Genomic DNA, 25,481 nt, shown 5'->3' with positions numbered 1-25,481 from the left:
TCCTCGAGGCTCGGGCCTCGATGCCGGTGTCATGCCCCGCCTGGCCTGGCGCCACAACAACGACAACAGCGACGAGGGGCCGCCCAGGCGGACCCGAGAGGACCTCAGATGACCCAGGAGTTCGTGCTCGAGACTCGCGGGTTGACCAAACAGTTCCGCGGCTTCACCGCCGTGGACGGCGTCGACCTGCAGATTCGGGAAGGCCATATCCATGCCTTGATCGGCCCCAACGGCGCCGGCAAGACGACGGTCTTCAACCTGCTCACCAAGTTCCTGCCGCCCACCCAAGGCGAGATCCTCTACCGCGGCAAGCCGATCACCGGGATGAAGGCCAACGAGATCGCCCGGCTCGGCCTGGTGCGTTCCTTCCAGATCTCGGCGGTGTTCGCCCACATGACGGCGCTGGAGAACGTGCGGGTGGCTCTGCAGCGCAAGCTCGGCACCTCCTTCCACTTCTGGAAGTCCGAGCGTTCCCTGGCGCCCCTCGACGCGCGGGCCCTGGCGCTGCTCGAGGAGGTCGGGCTCCAGGAGTATGCCGACGTGCTCACCGTGGAGATGCCCTACGGCCGCAAGCGCGCCCTGGAAGTGGCCACCACCCTGGCCCTGGAACCCTCGGTGATGCTGCTCGACGAGCCGACCCAGGGCATGGGGGCCGAGGACGTCGATCGCATCGTCGAGCTGATCCGCCGGGTCTCGGCCGGGCGCACCGTGCTGATGGTGGAACACAACCTCAGCGTGGTCAGTCGGCTGTGCGACCGCATCACCGTGCTGGCGCGCGGCGCGGTGCTCGCCGAGGGCGACTACGCCACGGTCTCCGCCGACCCGCGGGTCAAGGAGGCCTACATGGGCCGTGAGGCGGAAGAGGAGGTCGGCGCATGACTCAAGCCGCGATGGCCGCGTCGGCCTACCACGATCTCGACGGCGCGGAGATGCTGCGCGTCCGCGACCTGCACGCCTTCTACGGCGAGTCGCACATCCTTCACGGCGTCGACTTCGACGTGCGTCGCGGCGAGCTGGTGACCCTGCTGGGGCGCAACGGCGCCGGGCGCAGCACCACCCTCAAGGCGATCATGAACATGGTCGGCCACCGCACCGGCTCGATCGTCATCAACGGCAACGAGACGCTGGCCATGCGCCCGCACCGCATCCCGCGGCTGGGCGTGGGCTACTGCCCGGAGGAGCGCGGCATCTTCTCGAGCCTCGACGTCGAGGAGAATCTGCTGCTGCCGCCCACGGTGCGCTCCGGCGGGATGGATCTCGACGAGATCTACGCCATGTTCCCCAACCTCCAGGAGCGGCGCCGCAGCCAGGGCACCCGGCTCTCCGGCGGCGAGCAACAGATGCTGGCCATGGCGCGGATCCTGCGCACCGGGGCCCGCCTGCTGCTGCTCGACGAGATCACCGAGGGCCTGGCGCCGGTCATCAACCAGGCGCTCGCCGAGGTGCTGGTCAAGCTCAAGGCGCGCGGCATGACCATCGTGCTGGTGGAGCAGAACTTCCGCTTCGCCGCACCGCTGGCCGACCGCCACTTCGTGATGGAGCACGGCCGCATCGTCGAGGAGATCTCGGCCGCCGCGCTGCCGTCCCGGCGCGATCACCTGAATTCCCTGCTGGGGGTCTGACGGCACCGCCGTCGCCCCGGCCACTCACCCCCTCTCGACAACAACAAACCGCCCCTCGGGGGCATGGAGAGCACGATGACCTTCCACAAGCGCAGTCTCGCCGGTGCCATCGCCGCCACCCTGTTCGTCGCCGGCAGTGCCCAGGCCCAGATGAGCGACGAGGCCGTACGCATCGGCTACCTGGCCGACATGTCCGGCACCTATCGCGACCTGGCCGGCCCCGGTGGCCTCGAGGCCCTGAACATGGCCATCGAGGATTTCGGCGGCGAGGTGGGCGGAGTGCCCATCGAAGTGTTCAGCGCCGACGACCGCAACAGCGCCGACGTGGGCGCCAACACCGTGCGCGGCTGGATCGACCAGCAGAACGTCGACCTGGTGGCCGGCATGGTGGCCTCCTCGGTGTCCATCGCCGTGACCAAGGTCCTCGAGGAGGCCAACGGCCTGGCCATCATCTCCGGGTCCGCGGCCTCCAGCATCACCAACGAGCACTGCACCCCGAACCATATCCACTGGGTCTACGATACCTACCCGCTGGCCAACGGCACCGCCAAGGCGGTGGTCGAGCAGGGCGGCGACCGCTGGTTCATGCTCACCGCCGACTACGCCTTCGGCCATGCCCTGGAGGGCGACGTGACCCAGGTGGTGGAGGAGAACGGCGGCGAGGTGGTCGGCGGGGTGCGCCATCCCTTCCCGACCAGCGACTTCTCGTCCTACATCCTCCAGGCCCAGGGCTCCGGGGCGGACATCGTCGGCCTGGCCAACGCCGGTTCTGACACCGTCAACGCCATCAAGACCGCCAGCCAGTTCGGCCTGACCCAGGCCGGCCAGCAGCTCGCCGGTCTGCTGATCTTCCTCAACGACGTCCATGCCATGGGGCTGGAATCCACCCAGGGTCTGCTGTTGACCACCGGCTGGTACTGGGACATGGACGAGCAGTCCCGGGAGTGGGCCGAGCGCTACTTCGAACGCGTCGGGCGCATGCCGACCATGGTCCAGGCCGGGGTCTACTCCAGCACCCTGCACTACCTGAACGCCGTGGAGGCGGCCGGGACCGACGAGGCCGAGGCGGTGCGCACCCGGATGGCCGAGACCCCGGTGGAGGACTTCTTCGCCCGCAACGGCCGCATCCGCGAGGACGGTCGCATGGTCCACGACATGTACCTGGCCGAGGTGAAGTCGCCGGCCGAGTCCAGCGGCGAGTGGGACCTCTACGAGATCAAGAGCACCATTCCCGCGGACCAGGCCTACCGCCCGCTCGACGAGAGCCAGTGTGACCTGGTCAACCAGTGAGCGGAGCCTGACCCGGCGGCGCACGCCGCCGCCCTTTTGGGGAAGCGCTGAGTAAATCGCCGAGCATAGTGAAGCGCAAGGCGCACGGAACGCAGAAAGCGAGACATAACGAGGGGTTAGGCGAGCTTTCGAGTACCGCGCAACGAAGCGATTTGCATGCGCAGGCATTTACGCAGTGTTTCCCTGATGGCGAGGAGACCCTTCTTATGACCATGATATTCGGGGTGCCGCTGGCGGTATTCATGGGCCAGCTGATGCTGGGCCTGATCAACGGCGCCTTCTATGCCCTGCTGAGCCTGGGGCTGGCGGTGATCTTCGGCCTGCTGAAGATCATCAACTTCGCCCACGGGGCCCAGTACATGCTGGGCGCCTTCGCGGCCCTGCTGGGGCTGCAGTACCTGGGCCTCGACTACTGGCTGGCGCTGCTGCTGGTGCCCCTGGTAGTGGGCGGGCTCGGCATGGTGATCGAGCGCACCATCCTGCGTCGCATCGCCCATCTCGACCACCTCTATGGCCTGCTGCTGACCTATGGTCTGGCGCTGATCTTCGAGGGCACCCTGATCAACCTGTTCGGGGTGTCCGGTGCCAGCTATCCGGTGCCCGAGGCGCTGCAGGGCGGCCTGAACCTGGGCTTCATGTTCCTGCCCACCTACCGCGGCTGGGTGCTGGTGGCGGCGCTGGCGGTGTGCCTCGCGACCTGGTTCATCATCGAGCGCACCCGGCTCGGGGCCTACCTGAGGGCCGGCACCGAGAATCCGGCGCTGATGCAGGCGTTCGGCGTCAACGTGCCGCAGCTGGTCACCCTGACCTACGGCTTCGGGGTGGCGCTGGCGGCCTTCGCCGGGGTGCTGGCCGCGCCCCTCTACCCGGTCTCGCCGACCATGGGCTCGAGCCTGTTGATCGTGGTCTTCGCCGTGGTGGTGATCGGCGGCATGGGCTCGATCCTCGGCGCCATCCTCACCGGCCTGGGCATGGGCCTGGTCGAGGGGCTGACCAAGGTGTACTACCCCGAGGCCGCCAACACCGTGATCTTCCTGGTGATGATCCTGGTGCTGATGCTGCGTCCCGCGGGACTCTTCGGTAAGGAGGCATGACATGACGGCCACCACCCAGACCCTCACCCCCTCGATGAAGCGGCGTCGGCGCGCCCGGCAGCGTCGCGGGGCCCTCTACCTGGCCCTGCTGGCCGTCGGCCTGGCGGCCCCCTTCGTGGCCTATCCGGTGTTTCTGATGAAGGTGCTGTGCTTCGCGCTGTTCGCCTGCGCCTTCAACCTGCTGCTGGGCTACGCGGGGCTGTTGTCCTTCGGCCACGCGGCCTTCCTGGCCACCGGCGGCTATGTCACCGGCTACCTGCTGTCGAGCCACCCGGGCCTGACGCCGGAGACCGGGATCCTCGCCGGCACCCTGGCCAGCCTGCTGCTCGGCCTGGCCTTCGGCGCCCTGGCGATTCGCCGCCAGGGCATCTACTTCGCCATGGTGACCCTGGCGCTGGCGCAGATGGTGTTCTTCTTCTACATCCAGGCGCCCTTCACCGGCGGCGAGGACGGCCTGCACGGCGTGCCCCGCGGGAGGCTGTTCGGGTTGGTCGACCTGTCCAGCAACCTGGCCATGTACTACTTCGTGTTCGGGGTCTTCGTGATCGGTTTCGCCATCATCCAGCGCACCGTGCACTCGCCGTTCGGTCAGGTGCTCAAGGCGATTCGCGAGAACGAGCCGCGGGCCGTGTCGCTGGGCTATAACGTGGATGCCTACAAGCTGCTCGCCTTCGTGATCTCGGCGGGCCTGGCCGGCCTGGCGGGCGCCACCAAGACGGTGGTCTTCCAGCTGGCCTCGCTCACCGATGCCCACTGGCACATGTCCGGCGAGGTCATCCTGATGACCCTGCTCGGCGGGGTGGGCACCTTGTTCGGTCCGCTGGTGGGGGCGGGGCTGGTGGTCAGCCTGCAGACCCAGCTCGCCCAGTCGCCGCTGGGCAACTGGGTCAGCGTGATCCTGGGGGCGATCTTCGTGATCTGCGTGCTGAGCTTTCGCAGCGGCATCGTCGGCGAGATCGACAAGATCGTGCGCAAGAACTTCAAGTAGGAGCTTCGGCATGGCGCCCTCGACGGGCGCCGTGGCCGTCAGCGTTCGAGGCCGCGCCGCGCCGGCAGGGTCTCGCCGATGTGCGTGACCAGGTAGTCGAGGAAGCGCTGTACCTTGGCCGAGCGGTGGCGGTGGCGAGGGTAGACGGCCCACACCGCGGTGTCGCCATGGCGGTAGGCGTCGAGCACGCTGATCAGCTTGCCGCTGGCCAGGTATTCCTCGACGTAGTAGTCGGGTAGCTGGGCCAGCCCGAGGCCCTTGAGGGCGGCATCGAGCAGCGCGGGGCCGGAGTTGCCGCGCCAGGGGCCCTCGACGCGGACCTCGCGGCGCACGCCGTCGACGTCGAAGCGCCAGTGGTCCTTCGAGCCGATCAGGCAGCGATGGCGTGACAGTTCCGACAGGCTGTGGGGCTGGGCGATGCGGGTAAAGTAGCTCGGCGAGCCGACCACGTACTCGCGGCGTTCGCACAGCCGACGGGCGATCAGCGTGGAGTCCTTCAGCGCGCCCATTCGAATGGCGACGTCGAAGCCCTCGTCGATGATGTCCACCTGGCGATTGGTGAAGTGCATGTGCACCTCGAGGCGTGGATGGTCGCGCATGAAGTCATGCACCAGCGGGGCGATGAAGCGTTCGCCGAAGGTGGTGGCGCAGGTCAGCCCCAGCCGGCCGGTGGGCGTATCCTGCAGCTCCTTGACCGCGGTCTCGGCCTCGCGGAAGCCCTCGAACAGGTGCTGGCAGTGCTGATAGTAGAGGCGCCCGGCCTCGGTGAGTCGTATCCGACGGGTGGTGCGATAGAGCAGGGTGGTGTCCAGCTGGCTTTCCAGCTGGCTGACCAGCCGGCTGACGTGGGAGCTCGAGACCCGCAATCGCTCGGCGGCGGCATTGAAGGCGCCCAGGCGCACGACCTCGATGAAGGCCTCGACACGGTCCCAGCGTTGCATCCCGATCCCTCCCGGTCCGATTGTTGCTCATCAACAACAATGTGATGTGTTTGATGCAGTTTATCCGAGTGTGTGACCTTGCCTAGACTGGAGGCAGCGATACAGTCACTCACCTAGGGCTATCGCAGATAACCCCATCGTTTGGGGCTGATCCGTCGACAGGTCGTCGTGGGGCGCTATGAACCCCTCCGTGGGCGCTACTTTGGCCATCCATGGCCAAAAACCCCCTCGACGACCTGTCCCCGGCGCCCCTTGCCAGGTCCCACTGCAATAGCCCTGGTCACTCACCGAGAGGATCGGATCATGAAATCACGCGCCGCCGTCGCCCTGGAAGCGGGCAAGCCCCTGGAACTGGCCGAGATCGACGTCGAGGGGCCCAAGGCCGGCGAGGTGCTGGTGCGCATGGCCGCCACTAGCGTCTGCCATACCGACGCCTACACGCTGTCCGGCGCCGACCCGGAAGGCAACTTCCCCGCGGTGCTGGGTCACGAGGGGGCCGGGGTGGTCGAGGAAGTGGGCGAGGGCGTCACCAGCCTGCGCCCCGGCGACCACGTCATCCCGCTCTACACCGCCGAATGCGGCCAGTGCAAGTTCTGCCTCTCCGGCAAGACCAACCTCTGCGGTTCGGTGCGCGCCACCCAGGGCAAGGGGGTGATGCCCGACGGCACCAGCCGCTTCTCGCTGGACGGCCAGAAACTGCACCATTACATGGGAACGTCCACCTTCAGCGAATACACGGTGCTGCCCGAGGTGTCCCTGGCGGCGGTCTCCAAGGAGGCGCCCATGGACAAGATCTGCCTGCTGGGCTGCGGCGTGACCACCGGCATCGGCGCGGTGCTCAATACCGCCAAGGTCGAGCCCGGCGCCACCGTGGCGGTGTTCGGTCTCGGCGCCATCGGCCTGGCGGTGATCCAGGGCGCGGTGATGGCCAAGGCCAGCCGGATCATCGCCATCGACGTGAATCCCGACAAGTTCGAGCTGGCCAAGCAGTTCGGTGCCACCGACTTCGTCAATCCGAAGGACCATTCGGCGTCCATCCAGGAAGTGATCGTCGACATGACCGACGGCGGGGTCGACTATTCCTTCGAGTGCATCGGCAACGTCAACGTCATGCGCTCGGCCCTGGAATGCTGCCACAAGGGCTGGGGCGAGTCGGTGATCATCGGCGTGGCCGGGGCCGGCGAGGAGATCTCCACCCGTCCCTTCCAGCTGGTCACCGGGCGGGTCTGGAAGGGGTCGGCCTTCGGCGGCGTGAAGGGCCGCACCGAGTTGCCGGGCTATGTGGATCGCTACATGAAGGGCGAGATCAACATCGACGACTTCATCACCCACGACATGCCGTTCGAGAAGATCAACGAGGCCTTCGAGCTGTTGCACAAGGGCGAGAGCATCCGCACCGTGCTGCACTATTAACACGCGCCCGATGCCGCGCGCAGGGCTCGATGTGCAACACGCGCCCGATGCCGCGCGTCTTCTCCTGACCGCCCCGTGCCCGGTGTCGCGGGTGCCGCATCGATCGATGCGGCCGCGACACCGGGCGAACCCAACGAGGAATCGCCCATGACCATGACCGAACACCTCGAGCTGGTCTCGGCCAACCGCAGCTTCGGCGGCTGGCACAAGCGCTATCGGCACCGCTCCCGGGCGCTCGACTGCGAGATGACCTTCGCCATCTACCTGCCGCCCCAGGCGGAGACCGAGCGGGTGCCGCTGCTGTGGTGGCTGTCGGGTCTGACCTGCACCGACGAGAACTTCATGCAGAAGGCCGGCGCCCATCGGCTGGCCGCGGAGCTGGGCATCGCCATCGTCTGCCCGGACACCAGTCCGCGTGGCCTGAACCTGCCGGGCGAGGACGACAGCTACGACTTCGGTACCGGGGCGGGGTTTTACGTCAATGCCACCCAGGCGCCCTGGAAGCACCATTACCGCATGTACGACTACGTGGCCGAGGAGCTGCCGTCGGTGGTGCGCCAGCATTTCCCGGTCAACGGCCGGGAGGCGATCAGCGGCCATTCCATGGGTGGCCACGGGGCGTTGATCCTGGCCCTGCGCCGGCCCGGTCACTATCGCTCGGTGTCGGCCTTCGCCCCGGTGGTCAATCCGACCCAGTGCCCCTGGGGACGCAAGGCGTTCGGCAACTACCTGGGCGAGGACGTCAGTCACTGGACCCAGTACGACGCCTGCGAGCTGGTCGCCCGGGGGGCGTCCCGCCAGCCGCTGTTCGTCGACCAGGGCGAGGCCGACGACTTCCTCGAGGAGCAACTCTGCCCCGAGCGCCTGGAGGCGGTGTGCGCCGAGCACGATCATCCGCTGACCCTGCGTCGCCAGCCCGGCTATGACCACAGTTACTACTTCATCGCCAGCTTCATCGACGATCACCTGCGCTACCACGCCGAGCACCTGCACGCCCGGCGCTGAGCCTGCGCCTGTCCCTTCGCGCCGCCCGCCGGGCGGCGCCTTTCGTTGGTCGTGTCGTATCCCGTGGCGCCATCGCCATGCCTGTCGGCGACTCATTATCCCTATGCACCGGGAGTCTGGGCCCCGATAGGCAAATTTGACATGCCGAGAAACGACACGACGGGTAGATTTCGCAGTAAGCATGCTTGATTGCGACGGGCTGTCTCTCGGGGACAGCCCTGTTCGACAACAACAATACAACACGACCCACCGTGCCGGAGACCCAAGATGACAAGCGCTCCCCAGGCCTCGCGCCATGCCGCCGTTCCCCAGACCCTCGGCTTCCTGCTGCTGGACAACTTCACCCTGATCTCGCTGGCCTCGGCCATCGAGCCGTTGCGCATGGCCAACCAGCTGGCCGGCCGCGAGCTCTACCGCTGGTACACCCTGAGCCTGGACGGGGCGTCGGTGAAGGCCAGCGATGGCCTGCAGGTCACCCCGGATGCCTCGACCGCCGTGCCGCTGGCCCTGGACACGGTGATCGTGTGCGGCGGCGTGGGCCCGCAGCGTAGCGTGCAGCGCGAGCATGTCACCTGGCTGCAGTCCCAGGCGCGGCAGTCGCGGCGCCTGGGGGCGGTGTGTACCGGCACCTGGGCGCTGGCCCGGGCGGGGCTGCTCGACGGCTATGAGGCCAGCGTTCACTGGGAGTGCCTGGCCGCCATGCAGGAGGCCTTCCCCAAGGTCTCGCTCACCACCCGGCTGTTCTCCATCGACCGCGACCGGGCGACCTCCTCCGGCGGCACCGCGCCGCTGGACATGATGTTGACCCTGATCGGCCGCGACCACGGCCGCGAGCTGGCCGCCGGCATCTCCGAGATGTTCATCTACGATCGGGTGCGCAACGAGCAGGACCAGCAGCGGGTGCCCCTCAAGCACGTGCTGGGCACCACCCAGCCGCGCCTGTTGGAGATCGTGGCGCTGATGGAGGCCAATCTCGAGGAGCCGATCAGCCTCGACGAGCTGGCCGACTACGTGAACGTCTCGCGCCGCCAGCTGGAGCGATTGTTCCAGAAGAACCTGCACTGCTCGCCGTCGCGCTATTACCTCAAGCTGCGCCTGACCCGGGCGCGGCAGCTGCTCAAGCAGACCCCGATGTCGATCATCGAGGTGGCCTCGGCCTGCGGCTTCGTCTCCACGCCGCACTTCTCCAAGTGTTACCGGGAATACTTCGGCATCCCGCCCCGCGACGAGCGGCTGGGCTCCAGCGCCGTCGACCTGGTGCCGGTGCAGCTGGGCCGGGACGCCGCCACCATGCTACAGTCCGCCTCGTTTGCGTCGGTTCCCAAGGCGCCGGTGTCCGCGGCCATGAACGCCCTGGACCAGGCCCGGGGGGAGCCGACCTATGCCAGCGTCAGGTTGCGGAACTAGGAGCTCCTTCCCGACCCCGGGCGATGGTGGGCGCCGCGGGGCCCTCCTTGCCCGCCTGGCCACCGTGGAGCTCCAGGCGGGAGGCGATGCACAAAGGAATTGGATGGCTGGCGCGGGCCCTGGGACTCGCGCTGCTCGGTTGGGTGGGGCTCACGGTGCTCGCGGTGTTGATGTTCCGTGTCGTGCCGGTGGGCGGCTCCATGGTGATGCTGGAGCGCAAGGTGGAGGCCTGGATCGCCGGCGAGTCCCTGGACATCCGCCAGGACTGGCGGCCCTGGCCCGAGCTCGCCGATACCGCCAAGCTGGCGGTGATCGCCGCCGAGGACCAGCGCTTCCCTGAGCATCACGGCTTCGACCTGGTCGAGCTGCGCCGCGCCGTGGAGGCCAGCCTCGACGGCGGTGACCTGCGCGGCGCCAGCACCCTCAGCCAGCAGACCGCCAAGAATCTCTTCCTGTGGACCGACCGCAGCTGGGTGCGCAAGGGCCTCGAGGCCTGGTTCACCCTGCTGATCGAGACGCTCTGGCCCAAGGAGCGCATCCTCGAGGTCTACCTCAACATCGCCGAATGGGACGCCGGCGTGTTCGGCCTGGAGGCCGCGGCCCAGCATTACTTCGGCGTCTCCGCCTCCCGGCTCAGTGCGCTCCAGGCCAGCCGCCTGGCCGCCATCCTGCCCAATCCCCGCGGCTGGAGCGCCTCCCGCCCCAGCGCCCACGTGCAGCGCCGCAGCGCCTGGATCCGTGGCCAGATGCGCAACCTCGGCAACGCCTACCTCGAACGACTCTGACGCGCCCGATGGCCCCCGACGGGGCCTCGGCGCGACGCCGTTTTCCCGCCGTGTCGCGATCGCGACGCTGGTGACGTTTTTGGAATTTCCCCGGTCGCTTCCAGGCGCCGGGCCCCGCGGGGTGGGGGATATGCTGCCGGCGTGATCATGCACCACCACGGAGCCCCCGCCATGACCCCTGCCGAGCTGCACCAGGACGCCATCGTCATCGATGGCCTGATCATCGCCAAGTGGAATCGCGAGCTGTTCGAGGACATGCGCAGAGGCGGCCTGACCGCCGCCAACTGCACCGTGTCCGTCTGGGAAGGCTTCCAGGCCACCGTCGATAACATCGTCAAGACCAATGCCCTGATGGCCGAATCCGGCGACCTGGTGCGGCCGGTGCGCACCACGGCGGACATCACCCGGGCCAAGGAAGAGGGCAAGACCGGGATCATCTACGGCTTCCAGAACGCCCACGCCTTCGAGGACCAGATCGGCTACGTCGAGATCTTCAAGCGGCTCGGCGTCGGCATCGTGCAGATGTGCTACAACACCCAGAACCTGGTCGGCACCGGCTGCTACGAGCGTGACGGCGGCCTGTCCGGCTTCGGCCGCGAGATCGTCGCCGAGATGAATCGCGTGGGCATCATGTGCGATCTCTCCCACGTCGGCGAGACCACCTCCCGGGAGGTCATCGAGGCCTCCGAGAAGCCGGTCTGCTATTCCCACTGCCTGCCGGCCGGCCTCAAGGAGCATCCCCGCAACAAGTCCGACGAGGAACTCAAGTTCATCGCCGATCGCGGTGGCTTCGTCGGCGTGACCATGTTCACCCCCTTCCTGCGGGCCGGCGTCGACGCCACCGTCGACGACTACGTCGAGGCCATCGAGTACGTGATGAACATTGTCGGCGAGGACGCCATCGGCATCGGCACCGACTTCACCCAGGGCCACGACCAGCAGTTCTTCGAGTGGCTGACCCACGACAAGGGCTATGCCCGCCGCCTGACCAACTTCGGCAAGATCATCAACCCCGAAGGCATCCGCACCATCGGCGAGTTCGGCAACCTCACCGAGGCGCTCTTGCGTCGCGGCTTCAGCGAGCCCCAGGTACGCAAGATCATGGGCGAGAACTGGGTGCGTGTTTTAAAAGAGGTGTGGGGCTCTTAACCGACCATCGGGCCTATTGCGCTTGCGGTTACTGCGTTGCGAAGTCGTTCGAAATGCTCATGGACAACAGTCCTCTCCGCTTTCTCTCGACTTCGCGCCTTGTTCCCGCTGCGCTCATGACGGCCCGGACTCATTCGCGAATCAAATCATAAGCACCCAGAACAACGATTTCAGAGGAATACGATCGTGACCAAGATGGCCCCCGAACTGCCCATCGACGTGGACGCCGAGACCGGCATCTGGACCACCGATGCGCTGCCCATGCTTTATGTGCCGCGGCACTTCTTCATCAATAACCACGTGGCCGTGGAGGAGGCCCTGGGTGCCGAGCAGTACGCCGAGATCCTCTATCACGCCGGCTACAAGAGCGCCTGGCACTGGTGCGAGAAGGAGGCCGAATGCCACGGCCTCGAGGGCGTCGAGGTCTTCGAGCACTACATGAAGCGCCTGTCGCAGCGCGGCTGGGGCCACTTCATTACCGAAGCGATCGACCTCGACGCCGGCACCTGCCGGGTGCGCCTCGAACACAGTGCCTTCGTCTATCAGCTGGGCAAGGTGGGCCGCAAGATCGAATACATGTTCACCGGCTGGTTCGCCGGCGCCATGGATCAGATCCTCGCCGCCCGCGGAAGCGATCTGCGCACCGTCGCCGAGCAGACCCAGAGCGGCGCCGAAGAGGGCTGCGACGTCGGCCTCTTCGTGACCCGTCCGCTCGCCGCACTCTCGAACACCGCGCAGGGCTGAGGAGGCACTACCATGGCATTCGACGCGATCTTCCAGCCGATCCAGATCGGCAACCTGACCATCCGCAATCGCGTGGTCAGCACCGCCCATGCCGAGGTGCATGCCACCGACGGCGGCATGACCACCGACCGCTACGTCAAGTACTACGAGGAGAAGGCCAAGGGCGGTTGCGGCCTGTGTATCTGCGGCGGCTCCTCCATCGTCTCCATCGACAGCCCCCAGGCCTGGTGGAGCTCGGTGAACCTGTCCACCGATCGCATCATCCCGCACTTCCAGAACCTGGCGGATGCCGTGCACAAGCATGGCGGCAAGATCATGATCCAGATCACCCACATGGGCCGACGTTCACGCTGGGACGGCTTCGACTGGCCGACCCTGGTGTCGCCCTCCGGGATCCGCGAGCCGGTCCACCGCTCCACCTGCAAGACCATCGAGGAGGAGGAAATCTGGCGGATCATCGGCGACTTCGCCCAGGCCGCGCGCCGGGCCAAGGAGGGCGGTCTCGACGGCGTCGAGCTGTCCGCCGTGCACCAGCACCTGATCGACCAGTTCTGGAGCCCGCGGGTCAACAAGCGTGAAGACCAGTGGGGCGGCAGCTTCGAGAACCGCATGCGCTTCGGCATGGAGGTGCTCAAGGCGGTGCGCGCCGAGGTCGGCGACGATTTCGCGGTGGGCATGCGCATCTGCGGCGACGAGTTCCATCCGGACGGCCTGTCCCACGACGACATGAAGCAGATCGCCGCCTACTACGACGCCACCGGCCAGGTGGACTTCTTCGGCGTGGTCGGCTCGGGCTGCGACACCCACGATACCCTGGCCAACGTCATCCCCAACATGTCTTTCCCGCCGGAGCCCTTCCTGCACCTGGCGGCCGGCATCAAGGAGGTGGTCTCCGCGCCGGTGATCCACGCCCAGAACATCAAGGATCCCAACCAGGCCAGCCGCATCCTCGAGGGCGGCTACGTGGACCTGGTGGGCATGACCCGGGCGCACATCGCCGACCCGCATCTGATCGCCAAGATCAAGATGGGCCAGGTCGACCAGATCAAGCAGTGCGTGGGCGCCAACTACTGCATCGACCGCCAGTACCAGGGCCTGGACGTGCTGTGCATCCAGAACGCCGCGACCTCGCGTGAGTATCTGGGGCTGCCGCATATCATCGAGCCCACCGAGGGCAAGAAGCGCAAGGTCGTGGTGGTCGGCGGCGGCCCGGGCGGCATGGAGGCGGCCCGTGTGGCCGCCGAGCGCGGCCACGACGTCACCCTGTTCGAGGCCGCCGAGGCGCTTGGCGGGCAGATCACCACCGCCGCCAGGGCGCCCCAGCGCGACCAGATCGCCGGCATCACCCGCTGGTATCAGCTGGAGCTGGCCCGCCTCAACGTTGACCTGCGCCTCGGCACCTACGCCGACGAAGCCACCATCAAGGACCTCAGGGCCGATATCGTGGTGCTGGCCACCGGTGGCCGGCCGTACCTGGACCAGTACCCCGAGTGGGGCTACTCCGAGAATCCCGAGGAGAGCCTGATCGTCAGCACCTGGGACATCCTCGACGGCCGCGTCGAGCCGGGCAAGAACGTGCTGATCTACGACGCCCTCTGCGAGTTCGCCGGCATGTCGGCGGCCGACTACCTGGCCGACAAGGGGGCCAAGGTCGAGATCGTCACCGACGACATCAAGCCCGGGGCGGCGGTCGGCGGTACCACCTTCCCGACCTACTACCGCAGCCTCTACCAGAAGGAGGTGATCATGACCTCCGACCTGATGCTGCACAGGGTCTACCGCGAAGGCGACGCCCTGGTCGCGGTGCTCGAGAACGAGTACACCGGCACTCAGGAGGAGCGCGTGGTCGACCAGGTGGTGGTCGAGAATGGCGTGCGCCCGGACGAGGGCCTCTATTACGCGCTCAAGCAGGCGTCCCGCAACAAGGGGCAGATGGATCTCGAGGCGCTGTACGCCATTCAGCCGCAACCTGGCCTGGGCGAGGACGGCGACGGCTTCCTGCTGTTCCGCCTGGGGGATTGCACGGCACCGCGCAACACCCACGCCGCCATCTACGACGCCCTGCGTCTGTGCAAGGACTTCTGACGGGAGGCGTCGGAGGGAAGGCGTGCCGGCTGACGCCCCGCATTCGCCTTGCCGAGCCTCGGCTTGCGATCCGCGGTCACGGTGCGGAAGGGCCATCCCTGGCCCCCGCACCTCTGTCGAATCCCTTCGACAGGGCCGCGCCGCGGTGCCTCGGCTCGGGCGAATGCGCAGGGCGCGACGCCGGCTCCCCCTTCCCACGACGCGACCGTCGTCTTCCTGCCGATAGTCTGTGGCCTTAGACAAGAGGTGAGCGAGATGCTCGATACCTTACTTCCGATCCTGATCTTCGCCGCGCTGGGGCTGGCGGCGATCGGTGCCGTGCGGCGCGTGCGCCTGTGGCGCCAGGGGCGGCCATCGCCGGTGCCGCTGCTCAAGGGGTTGGCCGCCATGCCGCGACGCTACCTGGTCGATTTGCACCACGTGGTCGCCCGCGACAAGGTGATGTCCAACACCCACGTGGCCACCGCCGGCGGCTTCGTCGCCGCGGCCGTGCTGATGGTCCTGGTGCACGGCCTGGGCTTGGGTTCCGAGATCGCCGAGGGCGTGCTCGGCTGGGTGCTGCTGGCCGCCAGCGCCACCATGTTCGTCGGCAGCCGCTTCGTGGCTCGCCGCCGTCGCAATCCCCCGTCGCGGCTCTCCAAGGGCCCGTGGATGCGCCTGCCCAAGAGCCTCGCGGCCTTCTCGCTGAGCGTGTTCGCCATCACCCTGCCGACGGTCGGCATTCTGCCGGAAGACTTTCTCGAAGTGAGTGGCAGCTGGATCCTGGCGCTGGCGCTGTCCGCCGTGCTGGTCTGGGGGCTTGGCGAGATGGTCTTCGGCATGGCCTGGGGCGGGCCCATGAAGCACGCCTTCGCCGGGGCCCTGCACCTGGCCTTCCACCGGCGCGCCGAGCGCTTCTCCACGAGAAGGGGCGAGGGCAAACGCTCCACCGGCCTCAAGGCCCTGAACCTGGACGACGAAAACGCCCCCCTGGGTGTCGAAAAGCCCAGCGACTTCACCTGGAACCAGCTGCTCGGCTTCGACGCCTGCGTGCAGTGCGGGCGCTGCGAGGCGATGTGCCCGGCCTTCGCCGCCGGCCAGCCGCTCAATCCCAAGAAGCTGATCCAGGACATGGTCGTCGGCATGGCCGGCGGCAGCGACGCCAACTACGCCGGCAGCCCCTATCCCGGCCAGCCGGTGGGCGAACACCAGGGCTCGCCCCATGGCCCGATCGTGGCCCGCGAAGGCAAGGCCCTGGTGGACGCCGAGACCCTGTGGTCCTGCACCACCTGCCGCGCCTGCGTCGAGGAGTGCCCGATGATGATCGAGCACGTCGATGCCATCGTCGACATGCGTCGCTTCCTGACCCTCGAGCACGGCAACACCCCCAACAAGAGCGCCGAGGTGCTCGACAACCTGATCGCCACCGACAACCCCGGCGGCTTCGCGCCCGACGCGCGGATGCACTGGGCCGCCGACCTGGAGCTGCCGCTGATGGCGGATCGCGGCGAGGCCGAGGTGCTGCTGTGGCTGGGCGACGGCGCCTATGACATGCGCAACCAGCGTACCCTGCGCTCGCTGGTCAAGGTGCTGCGCGCCGCCGGCGTCGACTTCGCGGTGCTCGGTAACGAGGAGCGCGACAGCGGCGACGTGGCCCGGCGCCTGGGCGACGAGGCGACCTTCCAGAGCCTGGCCAAGCGCAACATTGCCACCCTGGCGAAGTACCGCTTCCAGCGCATCGTCACCTGCGACCCGCACAGCTTCCACGTGCTCGGCAACGAGTATGGCGAGCTGGGGGCCCCGGGGATGCCGGCCCAGTACGAGGTGCGCCACCACAGCACCTACATCGCCGAACTGTTCGAGGCCGGTCGCCTGCATGTCAAGCCCTGGAAGGGCGGCGGCGTGACCTACCACGATCCCTGTTATCTCGGCCGCTACAACGGCGAGTACGAGGCGCCGCGCAACGTGCTCAAGGCGCTCGGCATCGAGGTTGCCGAGATGGAGCGCTCCGGCTTTCGGTCCCGCTGCTGCGGCGGCGGCGGCGGCGCGCCGATCACCGATATCCCCGGTGAGCGCCGGATTCCCGACATGCGCATGAACGATGTGGGCGAGACCGGCGCCGAGCTGGTGGCGGTGGGCTGCCCGCAGTGCACCGCGATGCTCGAGGGCGTGGTCGATGCCACCGCCGAGGTGCGCGACATCGCCGAACTGGTCGCCAATGCCCTGACCGAGGCGCCCGCCGGCAGCGATGCGGCCCAGCAATCATCCAACCGGCCCCAGGCCGTGGAGGTGGCGTGATGAGCGATACCGTGCGTCGCGATCCGCGTAAGGAATGGATCGCCCGTAACCGGCTTCACCCGCAGCACCTGGATGTGCTGGCCGAACGGGGAAGCAGTGCCGGCCAGGGCGCGGCCAGCGAGTGGATGGGGCCGAATGGGCTGATCCGGCGTGATCCGCACCGAATGGGCTTTATGGGGCCCAACGGTCTCAAGCGCATCGACCGCAGCGGCGTTCAGCAGGGCGCCGGTGGCGGCGCGGTCGCCAAGTCGGCCGCCCAGCGCAAGCCGCTGGTCGAGATCGAAGCGCCGGCCTTCCTGGTGGCGGTGGTGCCGGACATGGCCGGCGGTCGCCTCTCCGGGCATGACCGTGACTTGCTGGGCCTGGCCCGGCAGCTGGCCGACGCCGATCCGAACGCCCGGGGCGCGGTGCTGGCGGTCGTCTACGGCGGGTATAACCGCGAGGGAGACGGCGAGCTGAAAGAGCACGCTTTCGGTGAGGCCGGCGTCGACCGCCTGCTCACCCTCGACGATCCCCGCTTCGACGGCTTCGCCCCGGAGGCTCGCCTCGGCGCCCTGGTCGCGGTGGAGGAGGCCTGGGCGCCGCGCCACTGGCTGGTGCCCGACTCCAAGCTGGGCGGCGCCGACCTGGGCCGGCGCCTGGCGGCACGGCTCGGCGAGCGCCCGGCCACCGGCGTGTGGCAGCTCGAGCCGGCTGCCGACACCCGGAGTGAGGAGGGGGGTGGCTGGCGCTGCACCGCCCGCGGCGCGGCAGGCACCCTGGATATCCAGCGGCCCCTGCCGAGGATCGCCCTGGCACTCGCCGAGTGTGCCGAACCGGTCAGCGAGACCCGCCATGCGGTGGTGCCACTGACCCTTCCGCAGGCGTTGCCGGCGCAGCTGTCGCGTATCGAGGACCTGGGACAGGTCGCCGTGGATCCGGCGGGCGTGGCCCTGTCGGAAGCGGAGTTCATCCTCTCTGCCGGCAACGGCGTGCGCGACTGGGACGGTTTCCATGCCGCCGCGGAGGTCCTCGGGGCCACGGAAGGAGCGTCTCGTGTCGCCGTGGATGACGGTTTCATGCCCCGCGACCGCCAGGTGGGCGCCACCGGGACCTGGGTTACCGCCCGGGTCTACGTGGCCGTGGGCATCAGCGGCGCCATTCAGCATCTTCAGGGCATCCAGCCCTGCGACAAGGTGGTGGCGATCAACATGGATGCCGGCTGCGACATGATCAAGCGCGCCGACCTGGCGGTCATCGCCGACTCCGCGCAGGTGCTCGAGGCGCTGGTCGAACTGGTGAAACGGCAACGAGAGGAGCAGCGCGATGCGGCCTGAACCGAACAAGACCGCGCCCCTGGAGATCACCGTGCTGGTCTCCGTGGGGCGCCATCCCGTCACCGGCCGCGGCCGTCGCGCTGACCAGGACGCTCGGGCCGTGGAGCTGGCCCGGGGCCTGCCGGGCGGCGAGGTCCGGCTGCTGCATGCCGGCACTCATGAGGCGGGCAGCGAGTCGGCCCTGCGGGGCTACCTGGGCATGGGCTTCGACGACCTGACCCTGATCGAACAGGCCGAGGGGGGGGACGTGTTGCCGGCCCTGGCCGATGCCCTCTTCGATGCCCCGCCGCAGCTGGTGATCACCGGGGAGCGGGCCGAACAGGGCGAGGGTTCCGGGCTTGTGCCCTACCTGCTGGCCGAGCGCCTGGGCTGGCCGGTGGTCAGCGGCCTGGCGGCGGTGGAGGCCGTCGAGGACGGCGTCGCCACCCTACTGCAGGCCTTGCCGCGGGGGCAGCGTCGCCGGCTCAAGGTGCGACTGCCGGCCATCGTCACCGTCGATGGCGCGGCCCCGGCGCCGCGCCAGAGCGCCTATGGCCCCGCCAGGCGCGGCCGCCTCATTGCCGTGCCCGGGCCGGTGTGCCGCGACGACGACCGGGCGAGCTGGGAGGTGCTGCCGGCGCGCAAGCGGCCCAAGCGTCTGAAGATCGTCAAGGCCGCTTCGGCCCGGGATCGCTTCAAGGCCGCGGCGGCCAAGGCCGAGGGCGGCGGGGGGCAGGTGCTCACCGATGTGACGCCGGAGCAGGGCGCCGAGGCGATCCTCAAGCTGCTGAAGGAGGAAGGCGTGCTGCGATGAGAGTAGCGAATTTGCACACTCTGTCGTCTTTTTCCTACAAATAAAGTGAATTTGTCTTACAGAAAGTCCGTCATATTCCTGATTGATAATAAGCTTCTTCCTGTTGCTGAAATAGGGTGAAAGATATGAGGTTGGGCCTCGGCCGAGTGGTCGGGGCCTGCCTGCGTTCTGGGGGTCGCATGTGGAATGAAGTTGTCGCATGACTTCGGGCCATGTGCTCCGTCATCGTCATGGTTAATTATATTTAGTCAATTGATTTTCATGTGGTATTTCGGTCTTTAAGATCCGGGAAAAGAGGCAGTGAATGCGCCGTTTTCGGCGCTTTCGTCTATGTAAATTTCGGGGATTCTGTTACTCTCCGGCGCTCGGCTCGATGCGCTAGCGGTTAGCCTACGACGTACCCTCCCAATCGGTGAATCGCCCCATGGCAAAGCAACAGGACGCAACGGACTTGCAGCTCTCGCTCCGTGCCTGCAAGGGATCTTTTCTTTCGGTGGGCTTCTTCAGCATGTTCGTGAACCTGCTGATGCTGGTGCCGCCTCTCTACATGCTGCAGGTCTATGACCGGGTCATCACCACCAAGAGCGAGGAAACGCTCTTGATGCTGACCCTGGTGGTGATCTTCCTGTTCGCGGTGATGGGAGGGCTCGAACTGGTGCGTTCGCGCATCCTGGTGCGGGTGGGCAACAAGCTGGATACCAGCATCAACGCGCGGCTCTACAGCGCCATGTTCCGCCGCAGTGTCGCGGCCCAGGGCCGCCAATCGGCGCAGCCCCTCAACGATCTGACCAGCCTGCGTCAATTCCTGACCGGCAACGGCCTGTTCGCCTTCTTCGACGTGCCGTGGATTCCCGTCTATCTGGGGGTGCTGTTCCTCTTCCATCCCTGGCTTGGCCTGTTCGCCACCGGTGCCGGCGTCGTGTTGCTGATCCTGGCGATCAGCAACGAGAAGGCCACCAAGGGGCTGCTGGCCGAGGCCAGCAACGAGCAGATCAAGTCCCAGGAGCTGGCCAACTCGAACCTGCGCAACGCCGAGGTGCTGCATGCCATGGGCATGTTGCCCGGAATCATGGGGCGCTGGGCGGAAAAGCATCATGCGTTCTTGGCCAAGCAATCCCGGGCCAGCGACCGTGCCGGGGCCCTGAGCAATGCTTCCAAGGTGCTGCGACTGCTGTTCCAGTCGCTGATTCTCGGCCTCGGCGCCTTCCTGGTGCTTCAAGGCGAGATGACCGCCGGCATGATGATCGCCGGCTCGATCATCATGGGACGTGCCCTGGCGCCCATCGATCAGATGATCGGCAGTTGGAAGGGCTTCGTCGGCGCCCGCGGCGCCTACGACCGCCTCAACGAGCTGCTCACCCAGATCCCTGACGAGCAGCGCCGCATGTCGCTGCCGGCGCCGGAGGGCCATCTGGCGGTGGAAACCGTCGCCGCGGCGCCGCCCGGCGTTCGGATGGCCACGATACGGGGCATCGACTTCGAGGTGCCGCGTGGCGAACATGTCGGCATCATCGGCCCCAGTGCCGCCGGCAAGTCGACTCTGGCGCGGGTATTGCTCGGCATCTGGCCGGCCCAGGTTGGCAACGTGCGCCTGGATGGCGCCGAGATCAATCACTTCAATCGTGACGAGCTGGGGCCCCATATCGGTTATCTGCCCCAGGACATCGAACTGTTCGATGGTTCGGTCAGCGAGAACATCGCCCGCTTCGGCGAGGTCGATGCGCACAAGGTCGTGGCGGCCGCCAAGAAGGCCGGCGTGCACGAGATGATTCTCGAGCTCCCCAATGGCTATGACACCTATATTTCTGCCGCCAGCGGTGCGCTTTCCGGCGGGCAGCGCCAGCGGGTAGGGCTGGCGCGTGCCCTCTACGGCGATCCCGTGATGGTGGTGCTCGACGAGCCGAACTCCAACCTCGATGACGCCGGCGAGAGGGCGCTGTCCCAGGCGATCGCCCAGCTCAAGAGCGAGGGGGCTACCCTGTTCGTGATCAGCCACCGGACCAGCGTGCTCAAGAACATGGACAAGTTGATGGTCATGAAGGACGGGCAGGTCAACATGTTCGGTCCCCGTGACCAGGTGATGGCGCAGTTCGCCAAGAGGGCGCCCCAGCGGCGGGTTGGCCAGGGCGGCGGTCAGCGTCTGGCTGCCGTGGGGCATCGCTCCGGGGGACAGTCGGACGCCGGCACCAGCAGCGAGGAGCAGGACCAATGACCGACACGCGCGACAAGCATCGAGGCAACCAGCCGCCGAGCATCGACATCACGCCGGGGCCGCAGACGCTGGAGGGTGAATACAGCGAGCGCCTGCCGACCAGCGACAAGGGCTTCCGGCGGCTGGGCATGATCATCCTGCTGTTGGCCTTCGGCGGTTTCGGCACCTGGGCGTTGACCGCCAAGCTGGCGGTGGCGGTAGTGGCGCCGGGCAGCGTCTCCATTGAATCCTTCAAGCGCACCGTCCAGCATCTCGAAGGCGGCATCGTGCGCGAGATCCTGGTGCGCGATGGCGACCATGTCGAGGTCGGCGATCCCCTGATCGTCCTCAGCGACACCCAGGCTCGCTCCCAGTTGGACATCGCGCGCTCCCAGTACCTGATCAACCGGGCCATGGAAATCCGGTTGCTGGCCGAGCAGCGAGGCGCCGACACCCTGAGCTTTCCGGCGGAACTGACCGAGAGCGAGCGCGATCGCGTCCAGGAAGTGCTGGCCGTCCAGCGCAGCCTGTTTGCCGCTCGCCGCCAGTCCCTCGAGAGCACCTTGGCCTCCCTGGACGAGCAGACCAACCAGATGCGGGAGCAGATCGAGGGCCTCGAGGCGCGCATCGGCGTGAATGTCCGGCGCATCGCCTCGCTGCGCGACGAGGCCGAGGACTTCCGCTCCCTGTTCCGGGAAGGGCTCGGCGACAATCAGCGCCTGCGCGAGCTCGAGCGTCAGATCCTGGAGTACGAGGGCGAAGTGGCGAGTGCTCGTTCCGAGATCGCGCGCCTGAAGTCCCAGATCAGCGAGAATCGGGTCAAGCAGGAGGTGCGTCGCCAGGAGTTCCAGTCGGATGTCGGGGAGCAGCTGCGCAGCGCCCAGAGCCAGATCGCCGAGGCCGAGGAGCGCATCACCTCGCTCGACGACCAGGTCGAGCGCACCACTATCACGGCCCCGGCCTCGGGCACCGTGGTGGGGCTCAAGGTGCACACCGACGGAGCCGTCATCCGCCCGGGCGATCCGGTCATGGATATCGTGCCCACCGGCGATGGCTTCGTCGTCGAGGCGCGCGTGCCCAATCGCGACATCGACAACCTCTATATCGGCCAGTCGGCCAACATTCGCTTCTCGGCGTTCAACCAGCGCCTGACCAACGAGATCGACGGCGAGATCATCCACCTCAGTGCCGACAGCTTCGAGGATGAGGCCACCGGCCAGATGTACTACAAGGCAAGGGTCAAGGTGACCGAGGCGGGCGAGCAGGACATGACCGAGCAGATGAGGCTGCTGTCCGGCATGCCGGCGGAAGTCATGATTCGCACCGGTGAGCGTACCTTTGCCAGCTACGTCGCCAAGCCCATCACCGACATGCTCGCGCGGGCGATGCGAGAGGAGTAAGGACATGCGCAGGATCGCGCACCGGAAACCTGGCAGGCGGCCATCCCCATGGTGGGCGGCCCTGTACCTGGGCCTGCTGGGCGCGGCCCTCCCCGCGCCGTTGATGGCGGCCGACACGACGCCCCTCGAGCGCCTCGCCCAGGGGCAGGGCGCGGCGGGGGCCTCGACGCTGCCAAGGCTGCCCGAGCTGTTCGGCCTGGCACTGGAGAACGACAGCGACCTGGCCAGCCAGCGCTACCAGCTGCAGGCGACCGAGCAGGAGGTCGGCAAGGCCTGGTCGCAGCTCAAGCCCCAGGTCAGCGCCAGCGGGGGCTACACCTACCAGGAAAGCGACAATTACTACACGGATAACCCCGACTACGATCCCGGCAACGATTTTACCTCGAGCGACAACGAGGCGCGTTTCGAGGGCCGGACAACGGACACGAGCTGGCGGCTCAGCCTGAGCCAGCCGCTGTTCAGCGTCGAGCGCTGGCGCGGCGTGGACAAGGCCGAGGCCCAGGTCGAGGCGGCTCGCTTGAAGCTGGCGGTGGGCGAGAGCGAATTGGCCATGGCCGTCGTGGAGGCCTACCTGGGGGCCTTCCTGGCGTCGCGCAAGGCGGGACTGCTGGATTCCAAGCGCGAGTCCCTGGAGCTTCAGCTCCGTCAGGCGTCGCGCTCCTACGAGCTGGGGGTGGGGAATCGGCTCAATGTCCTGGAGGCCCAGTCGCGCCTCGACCAGTCCGTCGCCGATCGCATCGAGGCCGAGAATCAGCTGGACGCCGCGGTGGGGGAGATCGAACGCCTGACCGGGCAGCGTCCGGTCTTCGGCCAGGCGCTGGGGGATCTCTCGTCGTTCAGCCCGCCCCGCGCCGAGGGCGGAATGGACGCCTGGCTGCCGCGTACCACCGACAACCTCGAGGTCATGCTGGCCGATCGCCAGCTGGGGGTGGCCGCGGCCGATACCCGAGCGCGCCGAGGCGGTTACTATCCCGAGGTGTCGCTGAATCTCAGCTATTCGGATCGGGCGTCCAACGACCCCTTCCGCGAGAGCCGCGACGGCCGGGCCAGCGTTCAGCTCGACATGCCGCTGTATCGCGGTGGCTTCACCAGCGCCAACGTGCGGCAGGGCGAGCTGTCCACCCTGGCCCGGGAGGCCTCGCTGACCAATGCGCAGCGCCTGGCGCGCCAGGAAGTGCGCGAGCGACTGCGCAACCTCGAGGGCAATCGCCGGCAGCTCAGTGCGCTCCAGCAGTCCATCGAATCCAGCCGCCTGTTCCTGGAGGCTGCGGAAAAGGGCGAGCAGCTCGGCCTGCGCGCCCTGGTGGACGTGCTGGATGCCAGGGCCGAGCTGTATGACCTGAGGATCCAGTACGTCGACACGGTGCGGCAGTTGCTGCTGGATCGCCTCAAGCTGGAGGTGGCGGTCGGCGATCTCGGCTCCGACGACCTGTTGAGCACCATGGAGGCACTCAGAGACCTGACGCAGCCCTCCGCCGCGGCCGGCTGACATGGGAGATCTGATGTCCGGCGCCGACTGGCTGCGTCGCTTGATGCGTCTCTTCGATGCCGTGATCGCGTTGGCCGCATCCTCGGTCGTGCTGCTGGTCATGTCGGGGCTGGATCATACCGAAGGCCTCGGCTACCCGCTGTTGATCCTCTCCGGCAGCCTGCTGTTGCCGGCCTGCGGCGAACTGCTGGGTCTCTACCAGCCATGGCGGGGTCGCAGCCTCTTCACCATGCTGGGGGTCTATGGCCTGACCTGGCTGCTGACGATAGTGCTGCTCAGCGTCTTCCTGGTCCTGACCCAGAGCGCCATCCTCTACTCTCGCGCCTGGATGTCGATCTCCGCACTGGGGGTGCTCGGCGTGGGGCTGCTGCTCAGGGGCGGACTTTATTCCATCCTGCGACGGCTCAGGGCCCGGGGGCGCAACCTCAAGCGCGTCGTGGTGATCGGCAAGCCCGAGAATGTCGCCCGGGTGCGTGAACGCCTCCAGGGGCTGCCTTATATCGGCTACCGGCTGGTCGATACGCTGATCGATGACCCGGAGACCGACATCCTGGAGCGTGTCGAGTCGCTGGCGGCGAGCAGCATGTATCGCCGCCAGTACGAAGAGATCTGGCTGAGCTACCCGCTGACGGACGGCGACATCGTCAAGCGCATCTCCGACAGCCTGCTGTCGGTGCCCGTGAACCTGCGTTACTTCCCCGACCTGTCCGACGTTCGGCTGCTCAACCATCGCGTGGCCAAGGTGGCCGACATGTATTCCCTGGACCTCAACGTCAGCCCGCTCAACGGGCCGATGCGGCTCGTCAAGGCCATGGAGGACCGGCTGCTCGGGCTGGTGCTGTTCCTGGGTTTTCTGCCCCTGATGCTGGTGATTGCGCTGCTCGTTCGCTGGCGCATGCAGGCGCCCGTGCTGTTCAAGCAGGAGCGCCATGGCCTGGATGGCAAGCGCTTCCGGATCTACAAGTTTCGTACCATGCGGCCGCATGCCACCGGTGGCATCACCCGTCAGGCGACCGATGGCGATCCCCGCATCACGCGCCTGGGCGCCTTGCTGCGTCGGACCAGCCTGGATGAATTGCCCCAGCTCTACAACGTGCTCCAGGGCAGGATGTCACTGGTGGGGCCGAGGCCACACGCCATGGACCACAACGACCATTACAAGGACGTCATCGAGGCCTACATGCAGCGCCACAGGGTCAAGCCCGGCATGACCGGCTGGGCACAGGTCAACGGCCTGCGCGGCATCACCGACGACGTGGAACTGATGCGCCGGCGCGTCGAGTACGACCTCTATTACATCGACAACTGGTCGCCGGCACTGGACCTCAAGGTGCTGCTCATGACGCTGACCAAGGGCTTCGTCAATCAGCACCCCTAGGGCGTCGGAGTCCCGCAGGAGCCGCGCTCCCATCCGTCCGGGCGAGGTGGTATCATCCAGCGCCGATTCCCTTGGAATTCGGCGCAGGAAGCGCTCGAACAACATCCATCCATG

20 protein-coding genes are annotated in these 25,481 nt (G+C 67.3%); 19 read left to right on the top strand and 1 reads right to left on the bottom strand.

Translation table 11 applies throughout. The annotated features are described in order from the left end of the window. Window positions 1-108: 108 nt before the first annotated feature. The 5 genes from ACXAFN_RS07380 (at window position 109) to ACXAFN_RS07360 (ending at window position 4,994) form a co-directional block, all read left to right on the top strand. Window positions 109-879 (top strand): ABC transporter ATP-binding protein, encoded by a 771-nt coding sequence (locus ACXAFN_RS07380; RefSeq protein WP_474987581.1) that lies wholly within the window; start codon window positions 109-111, stop codon window positions 877-879. Then, a complete protein-coding gene (locus ACXAFN_RS07375) occupies window positions 876-1,622 on the top strand; it encodes an ABC transporter ATP-binding protein (RefSeq protein WP_474987579.1) in 747 nt (248 codons plus the stop codon). Before ACXAFN_RS07380 ends, ACXAFN_RS07375 begins: the two co-directional genes overlap by 4 nt. Before the next feature lie 75 nt (window positions 1,623-1,697). Further along, on the top strand, window positions 1,698-2,912 hold the full coding sequence (locus ACXAFN_RS07370) for an ABC transporter substrate-binding protein (RefSeq protein ID WP_474987577.1): 1,215 nt from the start codon (window positions 1,698-1,700) through the stop codon (window positions 2,910-2,912). Window positions 2,913-3,118: 206 nt separating this feature from the next. After that, window positions 3,119-4,006 carry a branched-chain amino acid ABC transporter permease gene (locus ACXAFN_RS07365; RefSeq protein ID WP_275287840.1) on the top strand — a complete coding sequence of 296 codons (888 nt, stop codon included), beginning with the start codon at window positions 3,119-3,121 and terminating at the stop codon, window positions 4,004-4,006. Between the two features lies 1 nt (window position 4,007). Next, the gene (locus ACXAFN_RS07360; RefSeq protein WP_474987575.1) at window positions 4,008-4,994 is read left to right on the top strand and encodes a branched-chain amino acid ABC transporter permease; all 987 of its coding nucleotides are present in this window, start codon (window positions 4,008-4,010) and stop codon (window positions 4,992-4,994) included. A gap of 38 nt (window positions 4,995-5,032) precedes the next feature. On the opposite strand, the gene ACXAFN_RS07355 is transcribed toward ACXAFN_RS07360, so the two are convergent. Beyond that, window positions 5,033-5,935 (bottom strand): LysR family transcriptional regulator, encoded by a 903-nt coding sequence (locus tag ACXAFN_RS07355; protein WP_474987573.1) that lies wholly within the window; start codon window positions 5,933-5,935, stop codon window positions 5,033-5,035. 303 nt (window positions 5,936-6,238) lie between these two features. Between ACXAFN_RS07355 and ACXAFN_RS07350 the strand changes: the two genes are divergently transcribed. The 14 genes from ACXAFN_RS07350 to ACXAFN_RS07285 all read left to right on the top strand — a co-directional run bounded on the left by ACXAFN_RS07350 (window position 6,239) and on the right by ACXAFN_RS07285 (window position 25,367). Continuing rightward, the gene (locus ACXAFN_RS07350) at window positions 6,239-7,348 is read left to right on the top strand and encodes an S-(hydroxymethyl)glutathione dehydrogenase/class III alcohol dehydrogenase (RefSeq protein ID WP_474987572.1); all 1,110 of its coding nucleotides are present in this window, start codon (window positions 6,239-6,241) and stop codon (window positions 7,346-7,348) included. A gap of 147 nt (window positions 7,349-7,495) precedes the next feature. Then, window positions 7,496-8,353 (top strand): S-formylglutathione hydrolase, encoded by an 858-nt coding sequence (gene fghA / locus ACXAFN_RS07345; RefSeq protein ID WP_474987570.1) that lies wholly within the window; start codon window positions 7,496-7,498, stop codon window positions 8,351-8,353. A gap of 267 nt (window positions 8,354-8,620) precedes the next feature. Then, complete coding sequence (gbdR, locus tag ACXAFN_RS07340) at window positions 8,621-9,760, top strand: choline metabolism transcriptional regulator GbdR (RefSeq protein WP_474987567.1); 1,140 nt, start codon at window positions 8,621-8,623, stop codon at window positions 9,758-9,760. Window positions 9,761-9,846: 86 nt separating this feature from the next. Continuing rightward, the gene (gene mtgA, locus ACXAFN_RS07335; RefSeq protein WP_474987565.1) at window positions 9,847-10,545 is read left to right on the top strand and encodes a monofunctional biosynthetic peptidoglycan transglycosylase; all 699 of its coding nucleotides are present in this window, start codon (window positions 9,847-9,849) and stop codon (window positions 10,543-10,545) included. Between the two features lie 171 nt (window positions 10,546-10,716). Then, a complete protein-coding gene (locus ACXAFN_RS07330) occupies window positions 10,717-11,694 on the top strand; it encodes a dipeptidase (protein ID WP_474987563.1) in 978 nt (325 codons plus the stop codon). A 186-nt stretch (window positions 11,695-11,880) separates the two neighbouring features. Continuing rightward, a complete protein-coding gene (locus ACXAFN_RS07325; protein ID WP_474987561.1) occupies window positions 11,881-12,438 on the top strand; it encodes a DUF5943 domain-containing protein in 558 nt (185 codons plus the stop codon). Between the two features lie 12 nt (window positions 12,439-12,450). Next, complete coding sequence (gene dgcA / locus ACXAFN_RS07320) at window positions 12,451-14,523, top strand: dimethylglycine demethylation protein DgcA (RefSeq protein WP_474987559.1); 2,073 nt, start codon at window positions 12,451-12,453, stop codon at window positions 14,521-14,523. A gap of 255 nt (window positions 14,524-14,778) precedes the next feature. Continuing rightward, window positions 14,779-16,800 (top strand): (Fe-S)-binding protein, encoded by a 2,022-nt coding sequence (locus ACXAFN_RS07315; protein ID WP_474987557.1) that lies wholly within the window; start codon window positions 14,779-14,781, stop codon window positions 16,798-16,800. Then, window positions 16,800-18,116 (top strand): electron transfer flavoprotein subunit alpha, encoded by a 1,317-nt coding sequence (gene etfA / locus ACXAFN_RS07310; RefSeq protein WP_474987555.1) that lies wholly within the window; start codon window positions 16,800-16,802, stop codon window positions 18,114-18,116. The genes ACXAFN_RS07315 and etfA overlap by 1 nt, the downstream gene beginning before the upstream one ends. Next, window positions 18,106-18,909, top strand: a complete 804-nt coding sequence (gene etfB, locus ACXAFN_RS07305) for an electron transfer flavoprotein subunit beta (protein WP_474987553.1) — start codon at window positions 18,106-18,108, stop codon at window positions 18,907-18,909. The genes etfA and etfB overlap by 11 nt, the downstream gene beginning before the upstream one ends. Window positions 18,910-19,333: 424 nt before the next feature. Continuing rightward, window positions 19,334-21,121, top strand: a complete 1,788-nt coding sequence (locus ACXAFN_RS07300) for a type I secretion system permease/ATPase (RefSeq protein WP_474987551.1) — start codon at window positions 19,334-19,336, stop codon at window positions 21,119-21,121. After that, window positions 21,118-22,500 carry an HlyD family type I secretion periplasmic adaptor subunit gene (locus ACXAFN_RS07295; RefSeq protein WP_474987549.1) on the top strand — a complete coding sequence of 461 codons (1,383 nt, stop codon included), beginning with the start codon at window positions 21,118-21,120 and terminating at the stop codon, window positions 22,498-22,500. Before ACXAFN_RS07300 ends, ACXAFN_RS07295 begins: the two co-directional genes overlap by 4 nt. A gap of 4 nt (window positions 22,501-22,504) precedes the next feature. After that, window positions 22,505-23,989 carry a TolC family outer membrane protein gene (locus ACXAFN_RS07290; RefSeq protein ID WP_474987547.1) on the top strand — a complete coding sequence of 495 codons (1,485 nt, stop codon included), beginning with the start codon at window positions 22,505-22,507 and terminating at the stop codon, window positions 23,987-23,989. Between the two features lie 13 nt (window positions 23,990-24,002). Further along, window positions 24,003-25,367 (top strand): undecaprenyl-phosphate glucose phosphotransferase, encoded by a 1,365-nt coding sequence (locus ACXAFN_RS07285; RefSeq protein WP_474987545.1) that lies wholly within the window; start codon window positions 24,003-24,005, stop codon window positions 25,365-25,367. The last annotated feature ends 114 nt before the right edge of the window (window positions 25,368-25,481 follow it).

The organism is Halomonas sp. ABH4_019, assembly GCF_056159885.1.
The sequence above is the reverse complement of the archived record's forward strand: the minus strand, read 5'-3'. Positions and strand labels throughout refer to the sequence as shown.

What these genes read in the sequence shown, in the direction of transcription:
- ACXAFN_RS07380 (WP_474987581.1), top strand. Translation starts at nt 109, where the DNA reads ATGACCCAGGAGTTCGTGCTCGAGACTCGCGGGTTGACCAAACAGTTC.
- ACXAFN_RS07375 (WP_474987579.1), top strand. Translation starts at nt 876, where the DNA reads ATGACTCAAGCCGCGATGGCCGCGTCGGCCTACCACGATCTCGACGGC.
- ACXAFN_RS07370 (WP_474987577.1), top strand. Translation starts at nt 1,698, where the DNA reads ATGACCTTCCACAAGCGCAGTCTCGCCGGTGCCATCGCCGCCACCCTG.
- ACXAFN_RS07365 (WP_275287840.1), top strand. Translation starts at nt 3,119, where the DNA reads ATGACCATGATATTCGGGGTGCCGCTGGCGGTATTCATGGGCCAGCTG.
- ACXAFN_RS07360 (WP_474987575.1), top strand. Translation starts at nt 4,008, where the DNA reads ATGACGGCCACCACCCAGACCCTCACCCCCTCGATGAAGCGGCGTCGG.
- ACXAFN_RS07355 (WP_474987573.1), bottom strand. Translation starts at nt 5,935, where the DNA reads ATGCAACGCTGGGACCGTGTCGAGGCCTTCATCGAGGTCGTGCGCCTG.
- ACXAFN_RS07350 (WP_474987572.1), top strand. Translation starts at nt 6,239, where the DNA reads ATGAAATCACGCGCCGCCGTCGCCCTGGAAGCGGGCAAGCCCCTGGAA.
- fghA (WP_474987570.1), top strand. Translation starts at nt 7,496, where the DNA reads ATGACCATGACCGAACACCTCGAGCTGGTCTCGGCCAACCGCAGCTTC.
- gbdR (WP_474987567.1), top strand. Translation starts at nt 8,621, where the DNA reads ATGACAAGCGCTCCCCAGGCCTCGCGCCATGCCGCCGTTCCCCAGACC.
- mtgA (WP_474987565.1), top strand. Translation starts at nt 9,847, where the DNA reads ATGCACAAAGGAATTGGATGGCTGGCGCGGGCCCTGGGACTCGCGCTG.
- ACXAFN_RS07330 (WP_474987563.1), top strand. Translation starts at nt 10,717, where the DNA reads ATGACCCCTGCCGAGCTGCACCAGGACGCCATCGTCATCGATGGCCTG.
- dgcA (WP_474987559.1), top strand. Translation starts at nt 12,451, where the DNA reads ATGGCATTCGACGCGATCTTCCAGCCGATCCAGATCGGCAACCTGACC.
- ACXAFN_RS07315 (WP_474987557.1), top strand. Translation starts at nt 14,779, where the DNA reads ATGCTCGATACCTTACTTCCGATCCTGATCTTCGCCGCGCTGGGGCTG.
- etfA (WP_474987555.1), top strand. Translation starts at nt 16,800, where the DNA reads ATGAGCGATACCGTGCGTCGCGATCCGCGTAAGGAATGGATCGCCCGT.
- etfB (WP_474987553.1), top strand. Translation starts at nt 18,106, where the DNA reads ATGCGGCCTGAACCGAACAAGACCGCGCCCCTGGAGATCACCGTGCTG.
- ACXAFN_RS07300 (WP_474987551.1), top strand. Translation starts at nt 19,334, where the DNA reads ATGGCAAAGCAACAGGACGCAACGGACTTGCAGCTCTCGCTCCGTGCC.
- ACXAFN_RS07295 (WP_474987549.1), top strand. Translation starts at nt 21,118, where the DNA reads ATGACCGACACGCGCGACAAGCATCGAGGCAACCAGCCGCCGAGCATC.
- ACXAFN_RS07290 (WP_474987547.1), top strand. Translation starts at nt 22,505, where the DNA reads ATGCGCAGGATCGCGCACCGGAAACCTGGCAGGCGGCCATCCCCATGG.
- ACXAFN_RS07285 (WP_474987545.1), top strand. Translation starts at nt 24,003, where the DNA reads ATGTCCGGCGCCGACTGGCTGCGTCGCTTGATGCGTCTCTTCGATGCC.